General features: G+C 42.6%; 23 protein-coding genes. 15 read left to right on the top strand and 8 right to left on the bottom strand.

Features of this window, described 5'->3' with window-relative positions:
* Positions 1-621: 621 nt before the first annotated feature.
* The 9 genes from AC1DU2_RS17640 (at position 622) to AC1DU2_RS17600 (ending at position 12,959) form a co-directional block, all read left to right on the top strand.
* Positions 622-1,527, top strand: a complete 906-nt coding sequence (locus AC1DU2_RS17640; RefSeq protein WP_477385612.1) for an amidohydrolase family protein — start codon at positions 622-624, stop codon at positions 1,525-1,527.
* Between the two features lie 1,256 nt (positions 1,528-2,783).
* Positions 2,784-3,677: a helix-turn-helix domain-containing protein gene (locus AC1DU2_RS17635; RefSeq protein ID WP_477359430.1), complete on the top strand. Its 894-nt coding sequence runs from the start codon at positions 2,784-2,786 to the stop codon at positions 3,675-3,677.
* Positions 3,678-3,796: 119 nt separating this feature from the next.
* Complete coding sequence (locus AC1DU2_RS17630) at positions 3,797-4,438, top strand: hypothetical protein (protein ID WP_477385610.1); 642 nt, start codon at positions 3,797-3,799, stop codon at positions 4,436-4,438.
* A gap of 27 nt (positions 4,439-4,465) precedes the next feature.
* Positions 4,466-5,797, top strand: a complete 1,332-nt coding sequence (locus AC1DU2_RS17625) for a S41 family peptidase (RefSeq protein ID WP_477385608.1) — start codon at positions 4,466-4,468, stop codon at positions 5,795-5,797.
* A gap of 162 nt (positions 5,798-5,959) precedes the next feature.
* Positions 5,960-7,333, top strand: coding sequence for a class A beta-lactamase (bla, locus tag AC1DU2_RS17620; protein WP_477385606.1), 1,374 nt, complete (start codon positions 5,960-5,962; stop codon positions 7,331-7,333).
* 235 nt (positions 7,334-7,568) lie between these two features.
* Positions 7,569-8,591, top strand: a complete 1,023-nt coding sequence (locus AC1DU2_RS17615; RefSeq protein ID WP_477385681.1) for an LLM class flavin-dependent oxidoreductase — start codon at positions 7,569-7,571, stop codon at positions 8,589-8,591.
* Between the two features lie 330 nt (positions 8,592-8,921).
* Positions 8,922-10,664: a sensor histidine kinase gene (locus AC1DU2_RS17610; protein ID WP_477385604.1), complete on the top strand. Its 1,743-nt coding sequence runs from the start codon at positions 8,922-8,924 to the stop codon at positions 10,662-10,664.
* Positions 10,661-11,419, top strand: a complete 759-nt coding sequence (locus AC1DU2_RS17605) for a LytR/AlgR family response regulator transcription factor (protein WP_477385602.1) — start codon at positions 10,661-10,663, stop codon at positions 11,417-11,419. The genes AC1DU2_RS17610 and AC1DU2_RS17605 overlap by 4 nt, the downstream gene beginning before the upstream one ends.
* Positions 11,420-11,432: 13 nt before the next feature.
* Entirely contained in the window at positions 11,433-12,959 is a 1,527-nt protein-coding gene (locus AC1DU2_RS17600) for a TlpA family protein disulfide reductase (RefSeq protein WP_477385600.1), read from the top strand.
* Positions 12,960-13,029: 70 nt separating this feature from the next.
* On the opposite strand, the gene AC1DU2_RS17595 is transcribed toward AC1DU2_RS17600, so the two are convergent.
* The 5 genes from AC1DU2_RS17595 to AC1DU2_RS17575 form a co-directional block, all read right to left on the bottom strand.
* Positions 13,030-13,269, bottom strand: a complete 240-nt coding sequence (locus AC1DU2_RS17595; RefSeq protein ID WP_477359407.1) for a hypothetical protein — start codon at positions 13,267-13,269, stop codon at positions 13,030-13,032.
* A 183-nt stretch (positions 13,270-13,452) separates the two neighbouring features.
* Entirely contained in the window at positions 13,453-13,992 is a 540-nt protein-coding gene (locus tag AC1DU2_RS17590; RefSeq protein ID WP_477359404.1) for a hypothetical protein, read from the bottom strand.
* Positions 13,989-14,546 (bottom strand): DUF1543 domain-containing protein, encoded by a 558-nt coding sequence (locus tag AC1DU2_RS17585; RefSeq protein WP_477385598.1) that lies wholly within the window; start codon positions 14,544-14,546, stop codon positions 13,989-13,991. Before AC1DU2_RS17585 ends, AC1DU2_RS17590 begins: the two co-directional genes overlap by 4 nt.
* Positions 14,543-16,249, bottom strand: a complete 1,707-nt coding sequence (locus tag AC1DU2_RS17580) for an FAD/NAD(P)-binding protein (RefSeq protein ID WP_477385596.1) — start codon at positions 16,247-16,249, stop codon at positions 14,543-14,545. The genes AC1DU2_RS17585 and AC1DU2_RS17580 overlap by 4 nt, the downstream gene beginning before the upstream one ends.
* 184 nt (positions 16,250-16,433) lie before the next feature.
* Entirely contained in the window at positions 16,434-17,375 is a 942-nt protein-coding gene (locus tag AC1DU2_RS17575) for a manganese catalase family protein (protein WP_477359395.1), read from the bottom strand.
* Positions 17,376-17,799: 424 nt separating this feature from the next.
* Here AC1DU2_RS17575 and AC1DU2_RS17570 point away from each other — a divergent pair, with 424 nt between their 5' ends.
* Entirely contained in the window at positions 17,800-18,393 is a 594-nt protein-coding gene (locus tag AC1DU2_RS17570) for a dihydrofolate reductase family protein (protein WP_477385594.1), read from the top strand.
* A gap of 187 nt (positions 18,394-18,580) precedes the next feature.
* Positions 18,581-19,264 carry a tetratricopeptide repeat protein gene (locus tag AC1DU2_RS17565; protein ID WP_477359389.1) on the top strand — a complete coding sequence of 228 codons (684 nt, stop codon included), beginning with the start codon at positions 18,581-18,583 and terminating at the stop codon, positions 19,262-19,264.
* A 33-nt stretch (positions 19,265-19,297) separates the two neighbouring features.
* On the opposite strand, the gene AC1DU2_RS17560 is transcribed toward AC1DU2_RS17565, so the two are convergent.
* Positions 19,298-19,654, bottom strand: coding sequence for a winged helix-turn-helix transcriptional regulator (locus AC1DU2_RS17560; RefSeq protein WP_477359386.1), 357 nt, complete (start codon positions 19,652-19,654; stop codon positions 19,298-19,300).
* Positions 19,655-19,760: 106 nt separating this feature from the next.
* Between AC1DU2_RS17560 and AC1DU2_RS17555 the strand changes: the two genes are divergently transcribed.
* Genes AC1DU2_RS17555 through AC1DU2_RS17545 form a run of 3 tightly spaced genes read left to right on the top strand, consistent with a single transcriptional unit; the run spans position 19,761 to position 22,343 of the window.
* Positions 19,761-20,516: an SDR family NAD(P)-dependent oxidoreductase gene (locus tag AC1DU2_RS17555; protein ID WP_477385592.1), complete on the top strand. Its 756-nt coding sequence runs from the start codon at positions 19,761-19,763 to the stop codon at positions 20,514-20,516.
* Between the two features lie 29 nt (positions 20,517-20,545).
* A complete protein-coding gene (locus AC1DU2_RS17550) occupies positions 20,546-21,316 on the top strand; it encodes an SDR family oxidoreductase (RefSeq protein WP_477385590.1) in 771 nt (256 codons plus the stop codon).
* Between the two features lie 31 nt (positions 21,317-21,347).
* Positions 21,348-22,343, top strand: coding sequence for an SDR family NAD(P)-dependent oxidoreductase (locus tag AC1DU2_RS17545; RefSeq protein ID WP_477385588.1), 996 nt, complete (start codon positions 21,348-21,350; stop codon positions 22,341-22,343).
* 211 nt (positions 22,344-22,554) lie between these two features.
* Here the strand turns inward: AC1DU2_RS17545 and AC1DU2_RS17540 are convergent, their stop codons facing one another.
* Entirely contained in the window at positions 22,555-23,643 is a 1,089-nt protein-coding gene (locus AC1DU2_RS17540) for an MBL fold metallo-hydrolase (RefSeq protein WP_477385586.1), read from the bottom strand.
* Between the two features lie 248 nt (positions 23,644-23,891).
* Positions 23,892-24,788 (bottom strand): Rpn family recombination-promoting nuclease/putative transposase, encoded by an 897-nt coding sequence (locus AC1DU2_RS17535; protein WP_477385584.1) that lies wholly within the window; start codon positions 24,786-24,788, stop codon positions 23,892-23,894.
* A gap of 236 nt (positions 24,789-25,024) precedes the next feature.
* Between AC1DU2_RS17535 and AC1DU2_RS17530 the strand changes: the two genes are divergently transcribed.
* On the top strand, positions 25,025-25,894 hold the full coding sequence (locus AC1DU2_RS17530; protein ID WP_477385582.1) for an OmpA/MotB family protein: 870 nt from the start codon (positions 25,025-25,027) through the stop codon (positions 25,892-25,894).
* Positions 25,895-26,064 lie beyond the last annotated feature (170 nt).

The raw sequence follows: 26,064 nt of genomic DNA, 5'->3' as shown, positions 1-26,064 counted from the left end.
ATGGCAATGAATACCCAATGAAAAACATGATCTTGATATTTGGTATAATCCTACGTATGGAAATTATTTCAGCCTTTTAAAAGCGCTGAAAGAGTTAGGTCTTGACACTGCTCCATACGAACAAGAAATTGCTCCCACCCTCAAAAAATCTTACTTCAAATTTGAAGCAGACAGCTTTTCCTTCGATTTTCTCCCCGAGTTATTGAGTTTAAAAAAGTTTGGGATCGCCTTTGCAAAAAAGGGAGACTGTGGGGCTGGAAGGCACACAGATTTGTTTCATCAGCTATGAAGACCTGATAAATGAAAAACAGGAAAGTGGCAGATCAAAAGATATAATTGATATAGAGCAACTGAAAATCAGAAAGTCGTAAACTACAGGTTGAATAAATGAAACTCAGTTGGCAAAAAAAAAGCTGTCCAAAGTCTCTGACTTTGGTCGGTTATGCCTGTAGTCTCCAGACTACAGGATGCAGTGAAGTTATCGTTAATGAAGTAGCTGTTTTTGAAGTGTTCCGCTGTTTGCGGGGGGACTCGAACTACGAAACACTTCCAACAGCAGGCGAAGCGTTTTTCCTGCTAATCCACCCGGTTGAATTTAATTAAGATTTTTTATATTTGGTAATGTTTAAACCTTATCTCATAATTGCTGCCCTTATATACTTCTGTATCAGCAGCCAGGCGCAGCAGCGCAAAATAATTGATGTGCATTTTCACACACGCTCTGCTGGCGATTATGGCGTGCCGCCGCCGCCAAACCCGGTTACCGGCAAAGCTCCCGATGCCGCTACAAATGAGGCCATATTCCGCAATAATTACAGGTTGCTAAAGCAGTATAATGTTGTAAAGGCTATTTGTTCCGGAACGCTTTTGCGTAACATTGATTTTTTAGCAACCGACCCGAAGCGCTTTATCAGCTCGCTCGAATATCCCGACCACCAAAACAACCCTCTACCCGACACTGCCACCTTCAGAAAGCTGATCACCGAAAAGAAATTTGTTGTTTTTGGCGAATTGGGTTTGCAGTACGAAGGTAAAACGCTCGACCAGCCCGAATTTGAGCCCTACATCGCCATTTGCGAACAATTGAGCATTCCGATAGCCATCCACCTGGGCTTGGCCCCGCCGGAAACACCGTATCATGGCTCCCCCAATTTCACCATCTCGGCGGGCAACCCTTTAACCCTCGAGCCGGTACTCAAAAAACACCCCAGGCTGAAACTGCAAATTATGCATATGGGGTATCCTTATCTGCAAGAAATGAAATCTATTATGTTGGTATACCCGCAGGTTTATACAGACATATCCGTTATTGATTGGATAATACCCAAAGCGGAATTTTATCAATATTTAAAGGCAATGATCACTGCCGGCCTCGAAAAAAGGATCATGTATGGGTCCGACCAAATGATATGGGAGGATGCCATCCCGCTGTCTATCAAAACTGTTGAAACAGCGCCATTTTTAAGCGAACAACAAAAACAAAATATTTTTTATAACAACGCCGCGCGGTTTTATGGGGTAAAATAGCTTTTCAACAGCCGTGCCTGAAGTCTCCAAATTACAGGATATTTAAAGCAATCATTTTCGCGAATAGTGTGTGTAATACTGTTCGGAAATCGAACAGCTGAATACTACGAACAGCAGGGTTGAATAAAAGAAACTCAGTTAGCAAAAAAAGGCTGTCCAAAGTCTCTGACTTTGGACGAATATGCTTGTAGTTTCCAGACTACAAGGTATTTAAAGCAATTATTTTCGCAAATAGAGTAGGCAATGCCGTTCAGAAATCAAACAGTGGAACACTACGTACAACAGGGTCGAAGCTACAAATAGCAGTTATAAGTAAAACATTATGATTTTGGGTAACCATATGGGCTGGTATAAATATAGTTTAATCATCTTTATCTTTCTGATACTTGCCAGCCAATACTATCAGTCGTACTCTGGTCCTCGCAACGCGCTTAAAGTGCATTTTAAGGGACCGGTCGATGATGTTTCTTACGATGCAAAAGGAAATCCGTCTGTATCTGTAAACCATAAAAAACGGGATATTTATTGGATGACGTGGCACCGGGACTGCATAATTCACAAGGGGGATACTTTGATTAAAAATAAGGGCGATCTCCGCCTTAAATTAATCCCGGCGAATCGAAGAGATACGATATTTTTCAATGATGCTCAATAGTATGGTGGGTTAATTAAACAGTTCACCACTTTAGCGCAAGTATTGCGCAACTGCATGCGGGAGGATCACCTATCATTTTTGTAAACAAATTACATCGCAAGCACAAGTCAGCCGTTGCACAATCCACAACACCATACTTGCCCACTTTAGCGCAAGTGTTGTGCGGCTGCATGCAGGAAGATCACTTGTGACTTTTGTAACTTAATCACTTAGTAAAACACAAGACATCCGCCACTCAACACACAAAGTAAAACCGCTAAAAAAACAATTTATATAGAATACTTTACCCAACGGGACTAATTCGTAAATTCACTTTTTAATCAGCAAATTAATATTGAGCGTACTACCTGTCATCGGAAATTTTTTGCTTTTGTGCCTCACATTTCATGGCCTGGTACTTTCGGTAATATTATTTTACTCTTCAAAAAAAATTAAAAGCAACAAGTGGCTGGCGGCTGTAATCTTCTTACTGTCGTATTCTACGTTGACAGCTGTAATCCTAAATTCTGGTATCCCCAATAAATATCCATGGGTGTATTTTGTGATACCGCAGCTCAGGTTAGCATTAGGCCCGTTACTTTATTTTTATACGCGAAGTCTTTTGTCAGAAAAGCAACAGCTAAGCAGGAAGGATAGATTTCATTTTGCGCCGTTACTATTTGAAATGGGGCCGCAAGTTGCCTTTATCTTTCATTTTTTCAGGCTGCTATCCGTTCCGGCTATCAGAAGCTGGTACCAGCCATTTGAAACCTGGGTAATGAATTTTGAAGCGGGTAGTTCGGCCACGCTGCCATTTTTCTTTTCTTTCCTCATTTACTTAGGCTTATCCCTTAAAATGGTAAGGTCAGCCGATAATCAGCAACTTTCGGGCTTTAAGCTTAAAGATGTTCGTTGGCTAAAAACATTGATAGTTGTTTTGTTTCTCATTGTGGCCATATGGTTAATTACCATTATCCTGAATTATTTGCCGGTACCACAGCTGGTTTACCCGGTAAGGTTTGTAATGGCCTTACTGGCAATTGGGTTTGCCTACTGGTTAGGAATGGCCGCTTATGCCCGCCAGGCCAAAATGTCGGTAGATGATTTGGTGGAGTATCATAAAATACCCGCAAAAGCTTACTTTGCGGAGGATGAAATAGAGAGGTACCAAACCCAACTTTTGGGGTTAATGGAAACAGATAGGCTGTACCTTAACCCGGCGTTAAAACTCGATGTTTTGTCGGCAAAAATGGCTTTGCCAGAAAAGCAACTTTCCAATTTGCTTAACCAGCACCTTGGTAAAAGCTTTAACGACTTTATTAACGAATACCGGGTGATGGAAGCCCGAAAGAAATTGGCTGATGCCTCACTCTCCAAATTTACTATTGCTGCCATCGCCTTCGATTGCGGCTTCAACTCATTGGCAACTTTTCAACGCTGCTTCAAACAATTTACCGGCGTAACACCCAGTGGCTATCAAAAGGATTTAAACGTTACATTGTCGCCCGTTAAATGATACTCAAATCCCGATTTGAGTAGGTGAAAAATAGTAAAGTGACTTGTTTTGTGCAAGCAGTGCTTTTTTAAAGCCGCTGCATTAATCCAAATTTTAACCATTTATTCACTTTACAAATCATGAACAATTTTAAACTATCGTCGTCACTACTTTTATTATTTATTTGTTTAACTGTGTTTGAGGCAAACGGGGCAAGCTGTCGTAACCTACAAGATGCATTTTCGGCTTATACCGGTAAATACCAGGCGCAACAACCGGGGCAAACTGTTTTTGCAGATGTGTATGTTGAAAAAGGAAAGTTAACGGCCAAATCTACCACCGGGCAGGTGTTGACTTTAGACCATGTAGGCGGAGACGATTTTAAAATAACCAGCCAAAATTTACCCGTTAAATTTATCAGGGATAAGAATAACAAGGTATTTGAAATAATGGTAAACGGCAGCGTTGCCTGGACAAGGGCAGATAATAATTTTAAAACCTTAACAACCGAGAAAACATCATTTAACGCAAACGACTTTTTGGGCAAATATCAAATAACAGTCAATGGCCAGGTGCTTAAAATAGAGGTTTCCTTAAAAAACGGAGCCTTATACGCAACGCAATTGTGGGATGGCGGAGCCAGCACATTGGATTTTGTTTCTGCCGATCACTTCAATGTTTCTGCATTGAGTATGCCGCTAGGTTTTATCAGGGATAAGCATAACCAGGTTGTACAATTGTTGCTTAATAACCACGATTTGTTTACCAAAACGCTAAACTAAACTTTACTGCACGCTCAACTTTTATTTATGTTATTCAAAAAGGTTTTTTGCTTGCTCTTCGTATCGTGCCTGTTACCTAAATTGCTGTACGGCCAGGTTAACAGAACCGCATTACCACCTACCGTTGAAGCAGCTGTTATTGACAACTTAGCCGGTATACTAACTTCCAACTATATTTTTCCGGATACTGCCGCCCGAATGGTATCGCGGATTAGGAAAATATATGCTGCAGGCGGCTATAATCAAATTGCTGACCTTGCCGGTTTTGCCCGGCAACTGACCACAGACCTGCGCGCTGTTTACAGAGATAAACACCTTAATGTGGTATACCAGCCTCCGTTACAAAATGGGGTACCATACACTTCATATATAGAGGAAGCTGCAAAAAGGATGAAGATAGCGGAACAAAACAGGCAACAGAATTATGGCTTATCAAAAGCAGAAATATTGAGCGGCAATATTGGTTACCTCGCTTTAAATGTTTTTTTTGATTTGAACGAACCGTCAAAACGTGCCGTTAACAGCGCATTTGATTTTCTGATAAATACAAATGCACTCATTATTGATCTGAGGCTTAACGGTGGCGGGCAGGCCGATATGGTTAAGTATATCAGTAGTTTGTTTTTTAAAGAACCGACCCACATCAATGATTTTTATATAAAACGGACAAATGAATTCTACCAAACCTGGACAGAGCCACGGCCCCAATCAGATATATGGTTTGCCAAACCAATTTATATTATAGTAAGTGGGTATACAGCATCCGCCGCCGAAGAGTTTGCTTATGATATGCAGTGTTTACACCGGGCAATAATAATAGGTGAGGTAACAGCGGGGGCTGCACATCCCATGCAAATTATTGATATCGGTAACGGGCTTTCAGCTCATATTCCTTTTGCCAGGCCTATCAACCCTGTAACAAAAACTAATTGGGAAGCTTGCGGCGTAAAACCGGATGTGATGGTAAATGCGAATTTTGCTTTGGATGCGGCAATAGGGATTTTTTACAAACAACAGATTAATTCGGTTGATACGTTAATAGCTAATAATGCAAGGTGGATGTATCGTATTTTTAAAGCCAAACTTAATCCCTATAAAATGAGGGCGGGCGAACTTAAAAGGTTCATAGGTAAGTACGGAGCCAATGAAATTTCAATAATCAAAGGGCACCTGTTTTATAAGGCGGCTGATGGTTATGCAACCGGGATAAGCCCCATGTCTGCAACAACATTTACCCTTGATGCCAGCCTTGATAACAGGCAAATGATTTTTTATAAAAATACCAAACGCAAACCCTATAAAATGTGTTTGAATTTCGACGGAAATTTATCCGAAGCATACTACGGGAGCCTATTTTAGTTTTGTGCGGCTGACTGCAGGATGTAATTCGAGATCTTATACTCCGACCAAATTCGTCGTAAACCCTCATACCTAAAAGCGCTTTAAGCTCAATATTTGGACGGCGGGGGATAGTCAATCCTATTGAAAACCTATATTTGCCGATAATATATTATAAAGCAAATGCATCATTGCAAATCATACTCCGCGGCTTTTCTGCTGCTGTTATTATCTTTTATTGCTTCTGCACAGGATTTAAACCATAACCGCTTACGGGCCGAAATAAAGCGGCTGGCAAAATTATCGTCTGGTAAAATAGGCGTTTCTATCAAATTACTTGAAAATAATGATACCCTCGGCTTTAATGATGCACAGCATTACCCAATGCAAAGTGTTTTTAAATTTCCAATCGCCGTGAGTTTACTGCGCGCTGTTGACAGGGGCGATATCAGCCTTGATCAAAAAGTGCTGATCACCAAAGCAGAGCTGCTTAAAACCGTAAGCGCACTACAGGAAAAATATCCCGAAGGCAATGTTAAAGTTTCCGTTAGAGAGATACTAACCGATATGGTCACCCTTAGCGACAATAATGCTTGTGATATTTTAATGAAGCTTTTAGGAGGCCCCCAAAAAATTACAAACGATATACATGCCATAGGAGTGAGCGGGTTACAGATTAAAGGCAATGAAGCCAACATGCAGGCCGATTGGGGGCTTCAATACAAAAGCTGGTCAACGCCATCGGCCCAGGTGCAATTGTTGGGTTTAATTTTCAGACAAGCAGTACTTTCAAAAAAAAGTAACGATTTGTTGATGCGACTTATGTTATCAACCTATGTAGCGCCTGGTCGCATCAGGGCCGGGCTGCCAAAGGGGACACCGCTTGCGCACAGGAGCGGTACATCGGGCACTAACGAACAAGGTTTGTCGCCGGCTACAAACGATGTGGGCATTATCACGTTGCCTGATAGCAAACACCTGGCTATCGCCATTTTTTTAATGGATTCTTATAGCGACGCCAAGAAAAGGGATTTGCTGATCGCAGATATTGCCAAAGCAGCTTATGATGAATTTTTCCCTGGCGTAGCCCAATTGAAAAAATACCGGGAAAGCGTTTTGAAACAAGGAACCTCAAACTTAAAATCCGATTCGGATATACGGGAACACTACCGCACGCTGGTCGCGCTCGACTCCGCTTTTTACCATATTGCTCCCGACAGCCTTACCCGGTCGCAAATGGCGAATCACTACAACAGCCTTGCCTGGTACAGCATTGTTACCCAAAAACTCGATAACGTAAAAAACTACCTGGATCAAAGTTTAAAATTTGAACCAGGCTATGTATATCCACAAGCTAATTTGCCCCTGCTACTATTATTACAAGGCCACTATCCCGAGGCAGAGGCCCTTTATTTGAAATACAAAGACCAGCCCTTTGATAAAACCCATGCAACCTATAAAGAAGAATTTCTGGAGGATTTTGGAGAATTAAAAAAGGTGGGACTTGTAAATGAGGACATCGAAAAGATCACCCGGCTGCTCAGTTCAAAAAACTAAGCAGCCTTGCCACCCCTCAACGTATCATTTGATCTGAAAAATGTAAAAAGTTTTGGGTAAACAGGAATAGTGGTTAGATACACGGATAATCGATAAGCCATGATGGTTATCCGGGTTGCCGAGAGCTATTTACAGCACATTATCCGCCAATCTCATACCAACTCATTATTACCAACCCGTGACCTCCGCCCACCACCCGTTTACTTACATTTGCAGGTAAATAATCGAATTAATGATGAAGAAAATAGGATTTTTATCATTCGGGCATTGGTCCAACCATCCTGCGTACCAGGCGCGTACCGCCAGTGATACTTTGCTGCAGTCTATCGACCTGGCTGTTGCCGCGGAAGAAATTGGGTTGGACGGGGCCTATTTCCGGGTTCATCATTTTGCGCGGCAGTTGGCATCGCCGTTTCCGCTGCTTTCGGCCATTGGGGCAAAAACCAGCAAAATTGAGATTGGGACTGGCGTTATCGATATGCGCTATGAAAACCCAATGTATATGGTAGAAGATGCCGGCGCTGCCGACCTGATTTCGGGCGGGCGCTTGCAATTGGGTATCAGTCGCGGTTCGCCCGAGCAGGTGATTGAGGGCTGGCGTTATTTTGGTTACGAGCCTGCTGCCGGGGAAAATGATGCAGATATGGGACGAAAAAAGGCGCTGGACTTTTTGGATAAATTAAAAGGAGAGGGGTTTGCACAGCCTAACCCTTACCCGATGTTCCCGAACCCGCCGGGTTTGTTACGCCTGGAGCCACATTCGGAAGGATTGCGGGAACGCATCTGGTGGGGAGCTGCATCAAACGCAACCGCCGTTTGGGCTGCCGAGAACGGCATGCACCTGCAAAGTTCGACCCTGAAATTTGACGAAAGCGGCAAGCCTTTCCATATCCAGCAGGCAGAACAAATCAGGCTATACAAAGAAGCCTGGAAAAACGCCGGGTACCAGCGTGAGGCAAGGGTATCAGTAAGCCGCTCCATTTTTGCATTGGTAACCGAGCAGGACAGGCTTTACTTTGGTCAGCAAGGAAAAGGCGCCGATAGTTTTGGTTACATCGAAGCGGATAAACGTGCAGTCTTCGGTAAAAGCTACGCAGCCGAGCCCGACCAGCTCATCAAAGAACTGGCCCGGGACGAAGCGATACAAGAAGCGGATACCTTGCTGCTTACCATACCGAACACGCTGGGGGTGGAGTACAATGTACATGTACTATCGGCCATTTTAGAACACGTTGCCCCGGCATTGGGTTGGCGATGAAGAAAGTTATGAGTATTGGGAAGAAAAAGTAGGGCAATGTGCGATTCCTTCCCTTGGGAAGGGGAGGTAGGGGTTAATGAGGCGTTTAGGTTCGTCGCGCGGTGAAAGCCCTCCCTGCCTTTGCGCTCATTTTCGGCCGCACCCCTCCCGTTGGGAGGGAATAAAAAAAATCTACCGGATACCTATCGGCGCAACCCACCAACGCCAAATAACCAGCCGCAAAACCACTACATACCACCCAATTCAAAATAACACCTGCCATATTCAAATCGGCGTATCTTAACCATGGTTTAAAAGCTTTACTTTGGTTTATAAAATCAAACGGAGCTGATGCGCGGTATCATCATATTTATATTTTTTGGTTTCCTGGGGCTTTGCTGCCAGGCGCAAAAGCCGGTAATGTACCTGGATAGTATCAACCCGGTGATTCGATACGATAGTCATGGCGACTCTATCCGAAAGTATTTTTCTTTTACATTTTTTAATTATCAAAGCTTTCACCCTAAAAATAAAAAGGTGGTGCTTACCGCATTTTACTCCAATAAACTGGCGGTAAACTATCGCCAGGCTATACAAAAAATACCCCGGTTAAAAGAATACGACAACTCCAGGTCGCAAGCTTATCTCCAAATGGTAGACGGCTACGCCGGCAAATATGCCATCCCTATTTTTGATTCGTCGGGAATAGTTATAACTGTTAACGGCATCAACCCGCAAAACGTAAACGAATTTCAATTCAGGGTTATAGAGGATAAGCAGAAAGTGGTATTACCATGGACAAAGCCAAAGTTGTTTTGCAAAGCCTATCTGATGACTCAAATTGCCGAAGCCGGTAAGATAGATGAGTTATCTGCATATTTAGGCCAATTTAAAGAAGCCTATGGCAAAGCGCTTACCTTCCAGGTACGCAGGATTAATGCGCCCGACAGTATTGAATCTTCGATCTCGGCGTATTGGGTAAAATGGCAGCCAAGGGTTGTAGGCGTATTCACATTTTCGCAGCTTCCCGATTTTTTGAGTCTTTTTAAAAAGCAATGGAGAAGTCCAATTGAAGACCCTAATCAAAGCGATTGGAGTAAAGACACCGTTTTGTTAAAGTTGAAAAAAGACTTCCGGTACAACGAAAATAACCTGATTTTTTATTTAGATGACATTATTAAATCAAGAAGTATCATTGAATATAACCTGGTGAACGGCAGGGACAGCACCGGCTGGGCGGTTAATGATTTTGATTTTAACTTAGTTTGGCTCAAAAACCTGTCGCCCGGGCATTACCAGTTAAAAATACGTTACAGTGTACAGCGTAATAATATTTGCAGCTATGCATTTACCGTAACGGCGGCCTGGTATCAAACGGTATGGGCAAAAGTAGCCTTAAGTTTGCTTGGTGTATTGGCCGTGGGGTTTGTGCTGTTACTGTGGCGATCAAGGAAGCAGGCGGCAAAACTTAAAGAAGAAAGTACCTTAAAGCAATTGGTACAAACCGAACTCAGGTCCATACGGTCGCAATTTAACCCGCATTTTGTGTTTAATGCCCTTAGCTCCATACAAGGCCTCATCACCAAAAACGATTCGCAGAATGCATCGAAGTATTTAATTGAGTTTAGCAACCTAATGCGCGATTCACTAAAAGCCAGTGACCGGGAATTTGTAAATATTTTTACCGAAATAAAGATACTGGAGAATTACCTGGCACTCGAAAAACTGCGGTTTGGCTTCAATTATCAAATTAAAGTGAGCGGGGAGATTGATGCCAGTGCCATTGAAATACCAGCTTTGTTTTTACAACCCCTGGTAGAGAATGCGGTAAAGCATGGTATATCGGCCCTGCAGCAAAATGGGCAACTCATTGTACTGTTTGAGAAATTGGATAACGACATGGTGGTTAGCGTAAATGATAATGGCAAAGGTTTTAACCCTGATGACAACGCTAACGGCTTTGGCCTTCAGCTAACCAAAGAGCGCATAAAATTATTAAACCAGACATTGAACGGGCAGCACATCGAATTTTTGGTAAAAAGGACGGATAAGGTAACCCAGGTAATTATCAATTTTAAAAATTGGCTTATATGATACGAGCGGTAATTATTGACGACGAAAAAAACAATATCGAAAATATTGTGCACCTGTTAAAAAAGCATGAGCTGCCGGTAACAGTTGTGGGCACAGCTACCAATGCAGATGACGCCGTTGGTTTAATTATGGCAAGCAATCCCGATTTGTTGTTCTTAGATATCCAGATGCCAGATAAGAACGGTTTTGAAGTGCTTAAGGCTGTGCCGCACCACCAGTTTGAAGTTGTTTTTGTTACCGCCTTTGATAATTACGGCATACAAGCCGTCAAATTTTCGGCTATAGATTATTTGCTGAAGCCGATAGATCCGGAAGAATTAAAAGCATCGGTAAGCAAGGTAGAGGCTAAGCTGATGCAAAAGAAGGCCAACCTGCAGCTTGAAAATTTAATGGAATTTATAAAGGATAAGGACGCCAAAAAGGAACACAAACTGGCCCTGTCTTCAACCAAGGAGATCAGGTTTGTACATACCGGGGATATCATCCGCTGCGAATCATCAAATGCTTACACCCAGTTCTTTTTATCGGATGGAACAAATATCATGGTATCAAAACCAATTTTTGAATACGAGGAGTTATTAAGCAGCTACGATTTTATCCGGTGCCATCAATCGCACCTGGTGAACATAAAGTTTATCAAAAGCTTACTCAAGGAAGATTCGGGCTATTTGTTAATGGATGATAATACCCGCATCCCCATCTCCAGGAACAAAAAAGAGAACGTAGTAAAACGCTTACACACTATAAAAAAATAAAAAAAATCATATCATGAAAAAACTATTACTGGCAGCATTAATGTGCTGCAGCAGCTACTTAAGTGCCCAAAATTTACCTGCTATCGCCATCGAGGATAAAAAAATGGACGCCTATCTGATCAACCGGAAACCCGCAATATTAACCGTGCAAATAAAAAACCTGCCGGATAGCGTTAAAAAAGTAAATATCAAATATACCCTTGTACAACTCGGCGGAAGTATCCAGGCTACTAAATATGCAGAAACAAATGCCGCCGGCCTGGTAAAAATAATTCTTGACGGGAATTTACCTTACCAGCAAATATGGTTAGCTGCGGGCAACTACCTATATGCTGGGATATATGTGGATAAAGGGCTTACTGTAACGGTAGACGCGCAGAAAGTACCCAAAGACGGCGCGTATATGATAGGCGAGGGGGTAACCTATTCTGGTTACGATGGGGAATTAAACACGGTGATGAACAAAAAAGTACTGTTTAAAAAGCAAGAAAAGGAGAGTTTGATTGATAATCTGCGGGCCATATGTAATTCAAGAAAAAAATATGCCGCAGATGCCTTCACTTTTAAAACCGATTCTGTTTTAAAGCTATTGAAAAGTATAGATAGCGAATTTATTACCGGTTACCCTAAATACGGCTGGGCTGTTAACAATGAAACCTTGTCGGAGTTTTACGGCGAAATTTGCATCGCCTATTGGAATGACACTATGCCCGCCCCGCTTTTTAAACGGCTAAATGTCCATCAGCCTTTTTTTACAAGTAACGATGGTGTGATGTTTTACAAGTACCTGGGCATTTATACCGTGGCTAACAAGCGCTTTAAAAAAGAATCGGCGCTTAACGGCACCTTGATGCTGTTTGATAGTTTATATACGCGGCAGCGATCAGACCTTTTAAAACTATTTCTTTTAGAATCGGAGAAAGATAATTATGCCCGCAGTTACCCCATTATCATCAACAGTATCAAAACAGCATGGTGCAAAAAAATCGCTGCGGACCAAATGACTAAGGTTGATGCTAACCAAAAGAGAATAGACAGTGTTTTAGCTTTATCAACAAAATTAGAAAATGCGGATATTGGTACCCCGCTAATGCGGCTACCTTTTGATGCCGGCTTATACCAGTTAGATACGGTTGCAAACATCGATAACTTTATATTAAACCTAAAGTCAAAATTCGCAAACAAGGCGCTTATTATTGATTTTTGGGCTACCTGGTGTGCCCCATGCATAGCCGATATGCCGTTCAGCAAAAGTTTGCACGAAAAAAATAAAGACCTGCCTGTTGAATACATTTATCTGTGTACCACCAGCAGTTCAAGTGTTGATATATGGAAAAACAGGGTAGGTGAGATGCAAATCCCCGGTACGCATATTTACGTGAATGATAAAATCATCGCCAGGCTAAAAACGGTGCTTAATGCAGAAGGGGGATTCCCAACTTACGTGGTTATTGACGTTAATGGAAAAGTAAACAAGTCAAAAATTACCAGGATGGAGGCTTTAGACAGGGAAAGTTTAAAAAAGACTGTGGGACTTTAGTTTATAACAAGCCGAAAATTTAACCACGCTGCCCGGTGTATTCAACCCTGGTGCAGCGTGGTTATTTAATTTAAGCCTGCTGATGATGTACAATATCGGCCAGTTCGCCTATATCTGTTTTGTGTTTTTTCTTGCCCTGTCGTTTATTCGCCAGGTAATCTTGTGCATGTTGGTGCCGGTAAGCTTCTGCCTCGGCGGCGCGTTTGCCACGCAAATAAAACCAAATGCCCGCGCCTGCGGCCAGTGTGCCGGTAATAGCCGCAGCAATCAAAAGGCCTGTATAATCTTGTTGTTTAAATGGGTTTTTCATAGCATGGTGTTTATGGGTTAACAATACCCGGTATAATTAGTTGTAATTTTATTTAAAAAGATAATTTTACTTAGTTTGTTAATTTGTAATTAAAGTGGGCAGTGTCCGAGCCGGCCTGCGGCTGAAATAGGACACGTCAACCGGAAGTGCTGCTGTGATCACAGCAACACCGATGCGGAAATTTTAGGCAGTAACAAGCTCTTTATCAATTATATATAAAAGATGCTGGCGTAAGCCTTCATCTCCACCTGTCATTTCCGCCACAAGCAGTCGTTTTTTTTGCAGGTATTTCTTTGGCTTTTTTCGGCCATGTTGCAGCAGCCAGCCAATATTGTAGATGAGGTCGGCGTATTTAACGGTTTGCGCTGTAGGGCTTATGGTGGCCAATCTAACGGCTTCTTTTTCTTTGCGTATGGTTTTGGTTAATTCCGGGTAGGCTTTTTTGGTGAAAACATTAGTAAGGTGTATAGCACCTGTAGTAATAAAGGCAGCATCCTCGCCGGCGTAACCAAAGCCCTCCAGTGCCGCCTGCAATTGCTGTGCAGTTGTTTCTGTCTTTTCTATTAAATCGTGGCATAAGCCTATCTCGTATCCCAGGGGAGTTACGGCAGCCATTTGGGCAACTGCCGTCAAATGGTTAATGTAGGGCTCGGTTGTGCGTTTTATAAGTTGCCCCTTATGCTGTTGTTTTACCCAGGTAAGTAATTTGTTTTCGCGACTCATTTGATTTTATCAAGTTTTAAATAACCTAAATGGATCTCGTCTTCAGGTAAACCAGTCCCGTCGCCAAATACTATCTTATATTGGGCTTTTATGGCGGGGGATATCAGGTCATCAATTTGGTATACGTTATCTACATCAACACCGTATTTTTCGTCGATATGCGCGGTAGCAATACCCTTTAACGAGTTTGTTTTAAAGAACAGGCTTTTCTTTGCCGCCTGCACCGCTTTTAGCCGGTCGGACTGAACGGTGAGTACCGTATAGTGTTGTTCTTCCAGTTTTCCGGAGGTATAACCGCCAAGGTTTAAAAAGAATAATTTATGGACTGAGCCCGGGGTGGCATCATCTGTGCCAACGATGCGCACGGAATAATCATCTACCCTGGTTACTTCCCGCCAGCCGTCAATGTGCAGGCTGCCGCCGGCTTCGGGCCAAAAGGCTTTCACATCGGGCACCAGCGCTGCCAGGTTTTCGGCAATGCCAAAAAAATAATCATGCTGTTCAACTACTCGTCCGGGTGCTTCGGCTCCTAACAATAACAAATAAAGCTTCATGCCATTAACCGTTCAATAATGGTACCAGAAGCCTCCTCGCTAAAATCCAATCCAGAATAGTCCGGGTTATATCCGCCGATGTATGGCACCGCCATCATGTATATCCGGTCGTTATAAGCCCCGTAGGCATCTACTACCTGGAACTGATCATTAATGGCAATGCCTGCAACCGTAAGGTAATAATCGCCATTACTGTCCTGGGTTACCGGTTTACCTTCATTTAAAGCTTTAAGCCCTTCCCCCGCACTGCTGAATTTAAGTTTGGCGGGGCTCACCGTACGGTGGTCCAACAAACTTTTGAAAGGAAAATCTTTAAAAGCCAGGTGCGGCTGGCCTACGCAATCAACATAGGTGTTAAAATGTACGGCCTGTTCAACGCCTGATTCATCGGTATAATGATAAATGGCGCCGCCACGTTCATCAGGTTCTACCTCGCTGTCGTCGCCTACGGGAATCAGCTCCAATACGCCGGCCTGGTGTAGCGCCAATAATTCTTCGCTTGAACTTTGGGGGATATAAGCTATCACAATTGATATAAGCGGGGTTAACGAATTTTGAAGCCTTTGCATGTCTTCGGCCGAAAGATGTTTTGCCGGATAATTTAAGGCAAAGCTTAGCACGCCCAGCATCTCTTTCCAGTAAACAGATTCCTTCCGTTTGATTGATTTTTCCGCTTCGGCATATTCGGCTTTTAACAGCTGGAATGGATCAAGTCGTTCGCGCAGTTCCATCATTGCGGCTACAAATTCCTCCAGCCGCATGTGTTTAATTTGCTGGTAAAACTCCGGTTGCTTTGCTTGTATGGGCAGTTTAAAATCCCGCTCGAAGATATAATCTAAGGATAAAAAACCGTTATTAGCTTTAATGTGCGCCTTAATCTCATCTTTGCTTAGCAGGCTGTCATTTGCCAGGTGCGAGTCTTCGAGGTGAAAACGAACCGCGGGCAACATGCCATTGCGCGTGTGCAGCACCATTTTAAAACCAGCACTTTGGTCCAATACTTTATAATGCAGCTTGCCGCTTTGGTCTTTATCAAAAACTCCGTTATGGCGGGCCAACGTCCTGATTGCATCTACCGCGGTGAGTGATGAGCCTTTGATAGCAACAGCGTGGTTAAGCTGTAGGCCCAGCTTAGCAGGGGGGTAGGGCGAATCGAAATAGTTAGGAACCCTGCCTTCATGTTTACGGGGCCAGTTATGCCCGGTACAAATAACAACCTGGTCAAATTCAAATTGGTCCTGCCCATCTGCCTCTACCAAAATTGTCCCTTTTTCGGGCTGGTCTATAATATCGGTTACGTTGCTGTTATAATGAACGGTGTATTCAATACCAATTTCCCGTGCCTTTTTTTGAAGCAGATCAAACTGCGCGGTTAAATATTGGCCAAACAACAAGCGTGGCAGCACTTTGTATTCGTTAAAACGGCCGGCATCCATGTGGTATTTATCCAGCGTATCTTTCGGAACGTTTTTAACCCAGTCGTTTAACGAAGTAACCAGCGGCGGAATTTCATTTCCGGATACGTTGGTTATGTGCTCGTCATTAGCGCCTTCGGCACTGTAAGGCATTCCGGCACCTAATTTCTTTTTGCGCTCAAATATGGTTACCTCAATATCTATATTGCTGGTTTCTACCAGTCTTTTAAACATAAAGAGCCCGCTTGGGCCACCGCCAATAATGGCTATTCGTTTTTTATTTCTCAAGTTGATGGTGTAGCGATGATGTGTATAAGCAAATAAAAGTTAGCTGAGAATTGTTTTTGCCGGCTGAAAAATTGACGAGACTGCGTTAAGGTTAAGCAAATGGTAAATAACTGTAAACGGGCATACAACAACAGGCGTCAATAATAAAGCAGACCGAACCCGGCCTGCTTTATAAATCATAGTACTAATCCTGTGGGTCGGCATAGGTACTCCATTGCGCTACGCCCGCCGGTTCGGCCTTTTTTTCCTCGCCGCTTTTCAGCGCGCTCATTTCTTTATTTAACTTTTCGGTTGCCTGTAATTCTTTTTTCATCGGATCGGGCAATTCGGTGTTTCCTTTTGTATCCCTTGCCTGGGCAATAGGGTCGGCTACGTAGGCAAAATCTTTTCCTAATCCGGGCATTTCGCCGTCATTCCATGGGCCGCGTACGGTACCTGCTGATAGGTTATAGGTGTTTTGTAAAAAACGCGGATCTGCCGCCAAAACGCCAGGAGGGAAATTGTCGGGAATGCTGTTTAAAGCCGCCTCGAACATTTTGTAATGGGTAACTTCCCTGGTCATTAAAAATGATAGCGTTTCGTGAATGTAAGGGTCGTCGGTAAATTTCATCAGGTGCTCATACACCAATTTAGCCCGCGATTCTGATGCTAAATTGGTCCGCAGGTCAACCGTCAGGTCGCCGTTGGAGTTTACGTAAGATGCGCACCAAGGTATGCCCTGGCTATTACGCGGTGTAACACCACCGCCCGTAATGATAACAAACTGCGGGTTAGCCGTAAGTGCCTGGTGTATAATGTTCTCTTTTGCCGCTTTGCCATCCATTACCTGCATAATCTCAGAGCTATCTGCAGCGTTTTTCAAATCGCCGTTTACGCCTTTTAATAACATCTGGATAGTAGCACCAACAATTTCCAGGTGACTAAACTCCTCGGTGGCGATATCCATCAGCATATCGTATTTATCCGGATGAGCAGCCTTAGCGCCAAATGCCTGCGTAAAATACTGCATGGCCGCGGCCAGTTCGCCGTTTTCCCCTCCAAATTGCTCCAATAACAGGTTGGCAAAGCGGGGGTCAGGGCGCGATACCCTGGCATTAAATTGTAGGTCTTTAACGTGATGAAACATAGTGTGTTAATTTAAAAGATGTGTGGGTTTTTATAAAATGTACTGGAATAACGCACTATGCGATAATATTGTTCTAATTAAATAAATTAAATTATAATTTATTAATGGTTAATTTATTTCGGCATGGACGAAACAATTTTAGTGTAAATTGATTGTACGAGGCGAAATGTGGCAGCGGGCTTTAGAGTGATATCCGCGTATTGTTTGTCGCCCGAATTATTGCGTGAGTGTTGCCGCATGTTTTTTAAAATAGCATCAGTCCGCTTGCCACGACGTAGCATTTTTTTTAATTAAACTTGTAAAAAACTATGGATTTGGGTTCGAGCCATTGGATTAGGAGTAAAACATTTGGGCCGGTAAAAACCGGCCAATTATACAAGCGTAAAAGTGCGGGGTCAGCACTATAATCACCGGCAATATAAACATGAGAAAAATCATCGTTACAACATTTATGACATTAGACGGTGTGATGCAGGCACCCGGCAGTCCTGAGGAAGATACTTCAGGTGGTTTTAAATATGGTGGTTGGTCGGCACCTTATGGCGACGAAGTTTCTGGTAAGGCTATGCAAAAACAGATGGAGCCGGCAGATCTTTTGCTTGGCCGGAAAACATTCGAAATATTTGCCGGTTATTGGCCCCAACATGCCAGCTATTGGCCAGGTATTAATGAGGTAACAAAATATGTTTTGTCGGGCACCATGCAAAAGTCGGATTGGCAAAACACAGAGTTCCTTACCAGCGTGGGTGATATCGAAAAACTCAAAAATTCAGACGGTACCGACATTAAAGTATGGGGCAGCAGCGAGCTTGTTCGTTTGTTGCTTAAGCATGATTTGGTAGACGAACTTTGGCTCAAGATTTACCCCGTGCTGCTTGGCGAAGGAAAGAAGTTGTTTAGCAACGGCATAACGCCAGCTGCATTTATCTTAACAGCGAGTGTGGTTACGCCGGGCGGCGTAATTTTTGCCAATTACAAGCGCGCCGGAGAAATTAAAACAGGTACTATCAGAGCTTAAATGCATGGCTGAAGTATTTCAGATGGTGGTTAATCAAGCCGGATTTGAATCAATAATAGCTCAACCAGACCTTTTTGTCGTATTATAGGCGACCGATTGACGGTTCAGATGCGGGCGTGATCGAAGGCATGTAAATGTTTATTGGTCTATAGCTAATCTAATAGGATGGAAACTAAATAAATTAGAAATGAGGTCGGAGCTAACTACTTATGAGGATTGGATTCAGCTGTTAGCGCTTGCTAATACCGGTGATAACATCGCTCAATATGAAGTTGCCATACATTATGATGGCGGGCTAGTTGTAAATGGTATTAAGATTGTCGATGAAAGTCAACCAATAGCTTTTAAATGGTACTATAGTGCTTATGAAAATGGGAATGTTGATGCAAGTATCCGTATTGCGGATTTTTTAATTGAAGGGATTCATTGTAAACAAAACATTGAATTAGCTATTGAACTTTATCGAAAAGGAATTGATGATGGCAGCGGTATAGCGGCCAATAATTTGGCCGCATTTTATAGGGATAAGCAAAATTATAAAGAAGCGTTTGAACTTTATAAAATTGCACAGCATCTTTATAATTCAGATTCGCTGTCTTTGGCGCTGTGTTATTATTTTGGTATTGGAACAGTAAAAGACGCGAAGATGGCTTTTGAGATATTTAAGAATATTTCAAAAGACAAATCGAAGGCTGGAAATTATCAATATGATATTGATGAGGCAAACTATTTTTTAGGACGAATATATTTAGATGGAGAAATAGTTGAAAAATCTATTACTAATGCTCGCGCTTTTTTGCGGCTTGCCAATGCTGATGATGACCATCGTTCGGCACGGGAACTTTTAATGATCATTGGTAAAAATGATTAAATTCAATGAATGCCCATCCGCTGGTAACACGCCTTATTTTTCCCCAATAATTTCTTTCCGGTGCGCTATTCCCCAATCTGTCAGGTTGTTGATGATGGTTTGTAGCGTTTTGCCATGTTTGGTGAGTTCATAGTGAACAGTTACAGGGTGGGTATTTAAAACTGTACGTTCAACCAGCTTGTTTATTTCCAGTTCTTTTAATTCCTTGCTCAGCATTTTGTTGGAGATACCTACAACATCGTTTAAGATATCAGAAAATCGTCTTTTATTATAATGACAGATTGATGAAATGATATAAATCTTCCATTTCCCGCTCAGCACGTCCATCGCATCGTGGACAGCCATCATCTCCTTTTTTCGATCCGTTTGAAACTCTGGGTTGCACTCCATATGTTACTTTGTTACTTCTAGGTTACTGTTACTTTTTGATACAAAGTTACTAATATATATCTAACTGATCTACCTTTGCTGCTCAATATTCAATCAATAAAGAAAAATGAGTAAACTAAAAAACAAAGTAGCGATAGTTACCGGTGCATCAAAAGGGATAGGAGCATCAATCGCTAAATACCTTGCGGCCGAAGGGGCAAAGGTTGTTGTAAATTATGCTTCAAGCCGGGAAGATGCAGATAAAGTTGTAAAATCCATAACCGATAATGGCGGTACGGCAATTTCGGTGCAGGCCGATGTATCGAAAGAAGCTGATGTGATAAGGTTGTTTAACGAAACGAAAAACACTTTCGGCTTGTTGGATATCCTGGTAAACAATGCTGGCATTTATCATTATGCACCTATCGAACAGGTATCTGCCGAATCCATCCAACAGCATTTCAATATTAATGTATTAGGATCTTTACTGGCCATTCGCGAAGCTGTAAAGCTGTTTGGCGATAAAGGTGGGAACATCATTAACATCAGTTCGGGCGCCAGCAATACGCCCTTGGCTACTGGCTCGGTGTATTCTGCAACCAAAGCGGCTTTAGATGCTGTTACCGTCGCCTTGTCCAAAGAATTTAGCGGTAAAAATATTCGCATCAATTCTATTTTGCCCGGCGTTGTCGAAACAGAAGGTTCGCATAGTGCTGGCTTTATCGGCAGCGATTTTGAAGCAAAATTGGTTGCCAACACACCTCTTGGTCGTACAGGTCAACCCGAAGACATTGCAAAAGTGGCCGTCTTTCTTGCTTCTGATGACTCAGCTTGGATCACCGGAGAAAAGATTGCTGTTTCGGGCGGTATTTACGGTATTTAAATTTTTATCAAATTAAAATTGAACAAAAAATGAACAAGTTAAAAAATAAAGTAGCCGTAGTAACCGGCGGTAATAGCGGCATTGGCTTTGGCATTGCCGAAGCATTCAGGAATGAAGGTGCAGTGGGCACCATCACAGGAAGAAACCAGGAAACACTCGACCAGTGCGTTAAGGAACTTGGAACGGGTTTTATGGGCATCAAAGGCGATGTAACAAAGATGGAAGACCTGGAACAGGTTTTTAAAGAAACCTTTGATAGGTTCGGCAAAATTGATACGGTGGTTGTTAATGCGGGAGGCGTAGTTGATGGTATGCCATTGACCGCTATAAACGAGGCAACGGAAGAAAATTATGACCGTTACATGGATTTGAATTTAAAAAGCGCCTATTTCACTGTACAAAAAGCGCTTCCTTATTTAAATAATGGCGCTTCCATCATCCTGATCGGATCAAGTGCTGCACACCGCGCAGCACCGGGAATGACTATCTACGGTGCGGCAAAGGCGGCCATGATATCTTTGGCCAAGGGATTGTCGCTCGACTTGTTAGAGCGTAAAATCAGGGTAAATACGCTCTCGCCCGGCTCAATTGATACGCCGGTATTTGGCAAAATAGTACCGGAGGCACAATTGGAGCAGGTGAAACAAATCTGGATAGATATTACACCTGTGGGCAGACAAGGATTACCGGCAGACATTGGAAATGCAGCTGTTTTTCTCGCCTCTGACGACTCTTCTTTTATCGTTGGTACTGAAATTCTTTCAGACGGAGGCCTCACCAACATTAGCCTGATGAAATAACAAATTCACCGTTCATCAAGAAAACATCAACATGAAAAAGAATAATTATAACGGCGCGTTACAGCAAACAATGGGTTCTGGGTTTAACGCCGCTTCAACTACCACTGATGTAATCAGAGGAATTAACCTTACAGGGAAAATCGCCATTGTTACAGGCGGTAGTACAGGCATTGGTTTAGAAACGGTTAAAACGCTATCAAAAGCAGGGGCAACGGTTATTGTACCCGCAAGGAATGTAGAAAAAGCTAAGGAAAACTTGAAGGGAGTTACAAATGTTGAGATAGAAGAATTGGATTTGATCAATCTTGGATCTGTCGACGCCTTTGCCGAAAAGTTTATGGCTTCGGGTCGCCTGCTACACTTGCTCATTAATAACGCCGGGATTATGTTTGTGCCATTACGCCGTGATGCCAAAGGAAACGAATCACAGCTCGCTACCAATTATTTGTCGGTGTTTCGGCTTACTGCCGGGTTGTGGGGAGCGTTAAAAATGGCCGATGGCGCAAGGGTGGTCAATGTATCATCCCTGGGCCACCATTTTGCGCCTTTCAATTTCGACGATCCGAATTTTGAACAGCGTGATTATGAAACCTTGCAGGCTTACGGACAATCAAAAACCGCTATCAACCTGTTTTCAGTTGAATTGGACAATCGTGCAAAACCATTCGGCGTAAATGTATATTCGATACATCCCGGTAGTATTTGGGGAACAGAATTAACCCGGGAAGCCCCCATAGAAATTCTACAACAATTTGGTTTTTTGGATGATAAAGGAAACCCTGTGCAGGAAGTTATTGAATCGTTAAAAACTATTCCACAAGGGGCGGCAACAACCATATGGGCTGCCACCAACCCGCTGTTAAATCAAATAGGCGGTGTTTATCTTGAAGATGTTGACGTTGCTGAGTTGGCCATCAATCCTTCAATATCAAATGGTGTAAAACCGTATTCTCTGGATGAGGCCGGTGCCAAAAGGTTATGGAAGTTGACTGAAGGGTTAACAGGCGTTACATTTAACGTTGACTAATTTTATTGCGTATCACGCAGGCATGTGGCATTTCAAATACACATTCCCCGGTTTAAACTCTCTGGCGGAAAAGTCCCGATGTTTGAAAAAGGGTGTGTATCCGGGTGCCCTACGCTTGTGTGATTCATTTTCATCAAGTCAGTTTACCAAAAACGTTGACAATATTACAGGGCGGGCCATAGGCTGCACGTTAGGCAATCGGCCCAATAATTTACTTAAAATCCCACCATATTTTGGTCCTGAGCGGATCACCCAACGTATAAGGCTCCCCGATACGCGGAACGTTTACCACAACTCCCAGCTTTTCAGCAGCTGGCAGCAACTTTTCAATGGGTTCGTTCCAGGGATGGTTAGCTTCCACAAACTTACCCCAGTGGATGGGCTGTATCAAACAAGCCTGCAGGTCAACGGCCGCCTGGGCGGTTTGCCCCAGCAGCAGATGTGTCCATGGCCAATTCGGGCTGTATTGCCCGCATTCCATCAGCGCCAGGTCGAAGGGGCCATACTGCCGGCCTATTTTTTTGAAGTGTGGCCCATAGCCGCTATCGCCGCTGTAAAACAACCGGTAATGGCCCGCCTGTATCACGTATGATGCCCAAAGCGTTTTATTTTCTTGTGTATATGAGCGGTTGCTGCGGTGCTGCGCCGGGGTAGCGGTAACCTGGAGGCCACCAGGCAGCGTGATAGATTGGCCCCAATTCAGTTCGGTGATCTTTTTGGGATCAAATCCCCAGTAAACCAAATCCGAGCCAACGCCCATGGGCACTACAGCCATTTTGATTTTATCTTTTAATTTTTTCAGGGTGCGGTAATCCAAATGATCATAGTGGTCATGGGAAATGATCAGCACATCAATTGGCGGCATATCCTCAGCATGGTAATTCATCGTGCCGGCAAATGCGGTAATTAATCCAGGTACTGGCCCTGCATGGTTGCTAAAAATAGGATCAATAAGTACATTACCCTGCCCGGTTTTGATGAGCAGAGAGGAATGCCCAAACCATACGATGGTTGGCGCTGGCGCGGCCAGTGTATTCAAATTAGTTTTAACCCAGGGCAATGCGTGAGAAGGGCGAATGGTTTTAGGGCGGCTGTGCAGGAAAAGAAATTTACGCTTGATAGTGGAGTCGGAACGCTCGGCTACGTTTTCAAAACTCCCGTTTTTGTAATTAGACAAAGTATCCAAACGGGCAAGCTCTTCTCCCTGCGGACTTTTACCCATTGACCTTACCAAACCACAGCCTGCTGTTGCCATGAGCAACAATACCGCTATCCAGCCCCTTAAACAACTACTTTTCATACCGTGAGATAAATTTCTCCATCTTTCTTCATCTTCCTCAATTAATTAGCAATGTTGGTTGGGTGCCCCTTTTTCAACAGAAGCGATAATCGTTTTTTTGCTCGAAAAAATTAAGCACGATTGTTGGTAAGGATATGACTTTGCATAAGCAGAAATTTGCCGATTACTAAAGTAATCTAATTTGAATGGGCGCAGCTAATAGCCTCCAAATCTGACAAAAGTATTGATCCCTGTTAAGATGGGAGTATTTAAAGTTTTTCTATTTCTTCAGCAGAAAGTTTAGTAAATTTTGAAATTTGGGCCAATGGCAAGCCGTCCATTTTCATTTCACGGGCAATATCCAAGGCTTCTTCACGTTTGCCTTTTTCTATACCTTTTACCATGCCTTTTTCCATACCTTCCTGTCGGGCATAATCAATCACATTTTTATTATCCCATTTGTATTTTAAGCTGCTATCGTACATCGTTTTCTCCTCCTTTGTCAGGTTTGTATATTCTGCAATACTGAACAATTTCTCAAATATGGGTTTCCGAAGATAAACCGGAATTTTTTCCATCCGGCTCATGTTTTTTAATACATGGAGCCATTTATCTAAATCGGTTTCCAGTTCGGTTTCCGTTTTAACAAATTTACTCAATTCTACATAGGTATAACCCAGTTTATCGTAAAAAATTTCACCGGTATCCCTGTTGCATAAGTAAATATCATGCAGATAGCTATTTGCCGGGCTATCTTCCAATGTAAAATCTTCTAACAAGGCTATTAAATATACTTCGGTAATCTTATAACCCCAGGCACTCCGTCTGCCTTTTGGCGCCTGGTCGCTTATAAGGCGGGAAGTATAAAATAAGGCCCTTTCCTTAAAATACCCCTGTTTTGCCCGCTGAACCTCAATTATAAAATGTTCACCGTTATCTCCCGTGCAAAGCAGATCAAATATGGCCGATCCTTCATCTTTTAAATCGCCTGGGTATTCGTTTTTATTGTAAATTAAGTCTACAATATGCTTCCGTCCTCTGAATACTTCATTTAAAAAAGCGGTCAGCAGGTCTTTATTAGGCTCACTGCCGAATATTTTTTTGAAAGCGAAATCAACTAAGGGGTCGATGTATTTCCCGGTAACGGGTGGGGTATAATTTGGCATAACCAAATATAAAAGTTTATTCCTTATCCGCCCACACAGTAGTCAGATGACAGAGTAGTGATCCTTCGGTTTTTTTGAAAGTGGAAAAGTTGAGTGAAATTTAAAGTTAAACAAAAAAACTTTTTTAAAATTGCTGCCCTCATAAATTTTGCATTGTAAACTTTTTACTCAAAATGTTGTTGTAGATGCTATGCTAACTATAAATAATTGTAGTCGGCTATTAAACAATAACAGATATGAAAATTTACCATTTAATACCGTTGGTACTTATTGTAGCAACCGTGACCCAAAGTTGCGTTAGCAGCAAAAAATACAAGGAACTGGAGGGCAATTACACGCAATTGCAAAATAGCACACAAGACTTAAGTGTAAAATATCAAAGAAGTGAGCAGGCATTGGCCGTATCAAACGGGCGCATCGTCAGCCTTGAAGAACAGCTGGCTTCCGAGAGGTCGAATAACAATTCGCTCAAAGATGCCTTGAATAAATGTTTGGCCGGCAATAACCAGGGTGGTGCAAACATTTCAAAGCTGGTTGATGAAATAAATGCTTCCAACAAATACATTCAATACCTGGTAGCTACCAAAAACAAAAGCGACTCACTTAATATGGTGTTAACTAATAACCTTACCCGTTCTTTGAGTAAGGAAGAAGCTCAGGGAGTAGATGTACAGGTGCTTAAAGGTGTTGTGTATATCTCATTGTCTGATAATATGTTATATAAATCTGGGAGCTATGAAATTTCTGATAAAGCAGGATCATCGTTGGCCAAGATTGCTAAAATCATTACGGATTATTCAACCTACGATGTGTTGATTGAAGGTAATACCGATAATGTACCAATTAAACAAACCAACATCCGTAACAACTGGGATTTAAGTGCTTTAAGGGCCTCGTCTGTAGTACAGGCTTTGCAAACTACCTATAATGTAGATCCTAAGCGGTTAACAGCTGGTGGAAGGGGCGAGTATAACCCCATTGCCGATAATGGTACCCAGGCTGGCAAAAACCAAAACAGGCGTACACAAATTATTATCACACCAAAACTTGATCAATTTATGGATTTGATAGGTAAAGCACCGGATACTACACCGGTTAAACAATAAGAGTCAAGAGATAAGAATCAAGACACAAGAAAAAACGGGCCTGGCATTATTGTCAGGCCCGTTTTTTCTTGTGTCTTGATTACTGTAGTTGAAATGTTACCAACGGCCCGGAAATCAAATTGCAAATTACGATTGAAATTAATAACTTTAATTTCTTAATTAACCAATTA

Source organism: Mucilaginibacter sp. P4_C11 (genome assembly GCF_056402115.1).
This window is presented reverse-complemented; position numbering and strand designations above follow the sequence as displayed.

Excerpts from the sequence above, each read along its gene's own strand:
- bla (WP_477385606.1), top strand. The coding sequence starts at position 5,960 with ATGCATCATTGCAAATCATACTCCGCGGCTTTTCTGCTGCTGTTATTA.
- AC1DU2_RS17570 (WP_477385594.1), top strand. The coding sequence starts at position 17,800 with ATGAGAAAAATCATCGTTACAACATTTATGACATTAGACGGTGTGATG.
- AC1DU2_RS17605 (WP_477385602.1), top strand. The coding sequence starts at position 10,661 with ATGATACGAGCGGTAATTATTGACGACGAAAAAAACAATATCGAAAAT.
- AC1DU2_RS17555 (WP_477385592.1), top strand. The coding sequence starts at position 19,761 with ATGAGTAAACTAAAAAACAAAGTAGCGATAGTTACCGGTGCATCAAAA.
- AC1DU2_RS17640 (WP_477385612.1), top strand. The coding sequence starts at position 622 with ATGTTTAAACCTTATCTCATAATTGCTGCCCTTATATACTTCTGTATC.
- AC1DU2_RS17535 (WP_477385584.1), bottom strand. The coding sequence starts at position 24,788 with ATGCCAAATTATACCCCACCCGTTACCGGGAAATACATCGACCCCTTA.
- AC1DU2_RS17585 (WP_477385598.1), bottom strand. The coding sequence starts at position 14,546 with ATGAAGCTTTATTTGTTATTGTTAGGAGCCGAAGCACCCGGACGAGTA.
- AC1DU2_RS17625 (WP_477385608.1), top strand. The coding sequence starts at position 4,466 with ATGTTATTCAAAAAGGTTTTTTGCTTGCTCTTCGTATCGTGCCTGTTA.
- AC1DU2_RS17595 (WP_477359407.1), bottom strand. The coding sequence starts at position 13,269 with ATGAAAAACCCATTTAAACAACAAGATTATACAGGCCTTTTGATTGCT.
- AC1DU2_RS17615 (WP_477385681.1), top strand. The coding sequence starts at position 7,569 with ATGAAGAAAATAGGATTTTTATCATTCGGGCATTGGTCCAACCATCCT.
- AC1DU2_RS17630 (WP_477385610.1), top strand. The coding sequence starts at position 3,797 with ATGAACAATTTTAAACTATCGTCGTCACTACTTTTATTATTTATTTGT.
- AC1DU2_RS17575 (WP_477359395.1), bottom strand. The coding sequence starts at position 17,375 with ATGTTTCATCACGTTAAAGACCTACAATTTAATGCCAGGGTATCGCGC.
- AC1DU2_RS17610 (WP_477385604.1), top strand. The coding sequence starts at position 8,922 with ATGCGCGGTATCATCATATTTATATTTTTTGGTTTCCTGGGGCTTTGC.
- AC1DU2_RS17550 (WP_477385590.1), top strand. The coding sequence starts at position 20,546 with ATGAACAAGTTAAAAAATAAAGTAGCCGTAGTAACCGGCGGTAATAGC.
- AC1DU2_RS17600 (WP_477385600.1), top strand. The coding sequence starts at position 11,433 with ATGAAAAAACTATTACTGGCAGCATTAATGTGCTGCAGCAGCTACTTA.
- AC1DU2_RS17545 (WP_477385588.1), top strand. The coding sequence starts at position 21,348 with ATGAAAAAGAATAATTATAACGGCGCGTTACAGCAAACAATGGGTTCT.
- AC1DU2_RS17540 (WP_477385586.1), bottom strand. The coding sequence starts at position 23,643 with ATGAAAAGTAGTTGTTTAAGGGGCTGGATAGCGGTATTGTTGCTCATG.
- AC1DU2_RS17560 (WP_477359386.1), bottom strand. The coding sequence starts at position 19,654 with ATGGAGTGCAACCCAGAGTTTCAAACGGATCGAAAAAAGGAGATGATG.
- AC1DU2_RS17530 (WP_477385582.1), top strand. The coding sequence starts at position 25,025 with ATGAAAATTTACCATTTAATACCGTTGGTACTTATTGTAGCAACCGTG.
- AC1DU2_RS17590 (WP_477359404.1), bottom strand. The coding sequence starts at position 13,992 with ATGAGTCGCGAAAACAAATTACTTACCTGGGTAAAACAACAGCATAAG.
- AC1DU2_RS17565 (WP_477359389.1), top strand. The coding sequence starts at position 18,581 with ATGAGGTCGGAGCTAACTACTTATGAGGATTGGATTCAGCTGTTAGCG.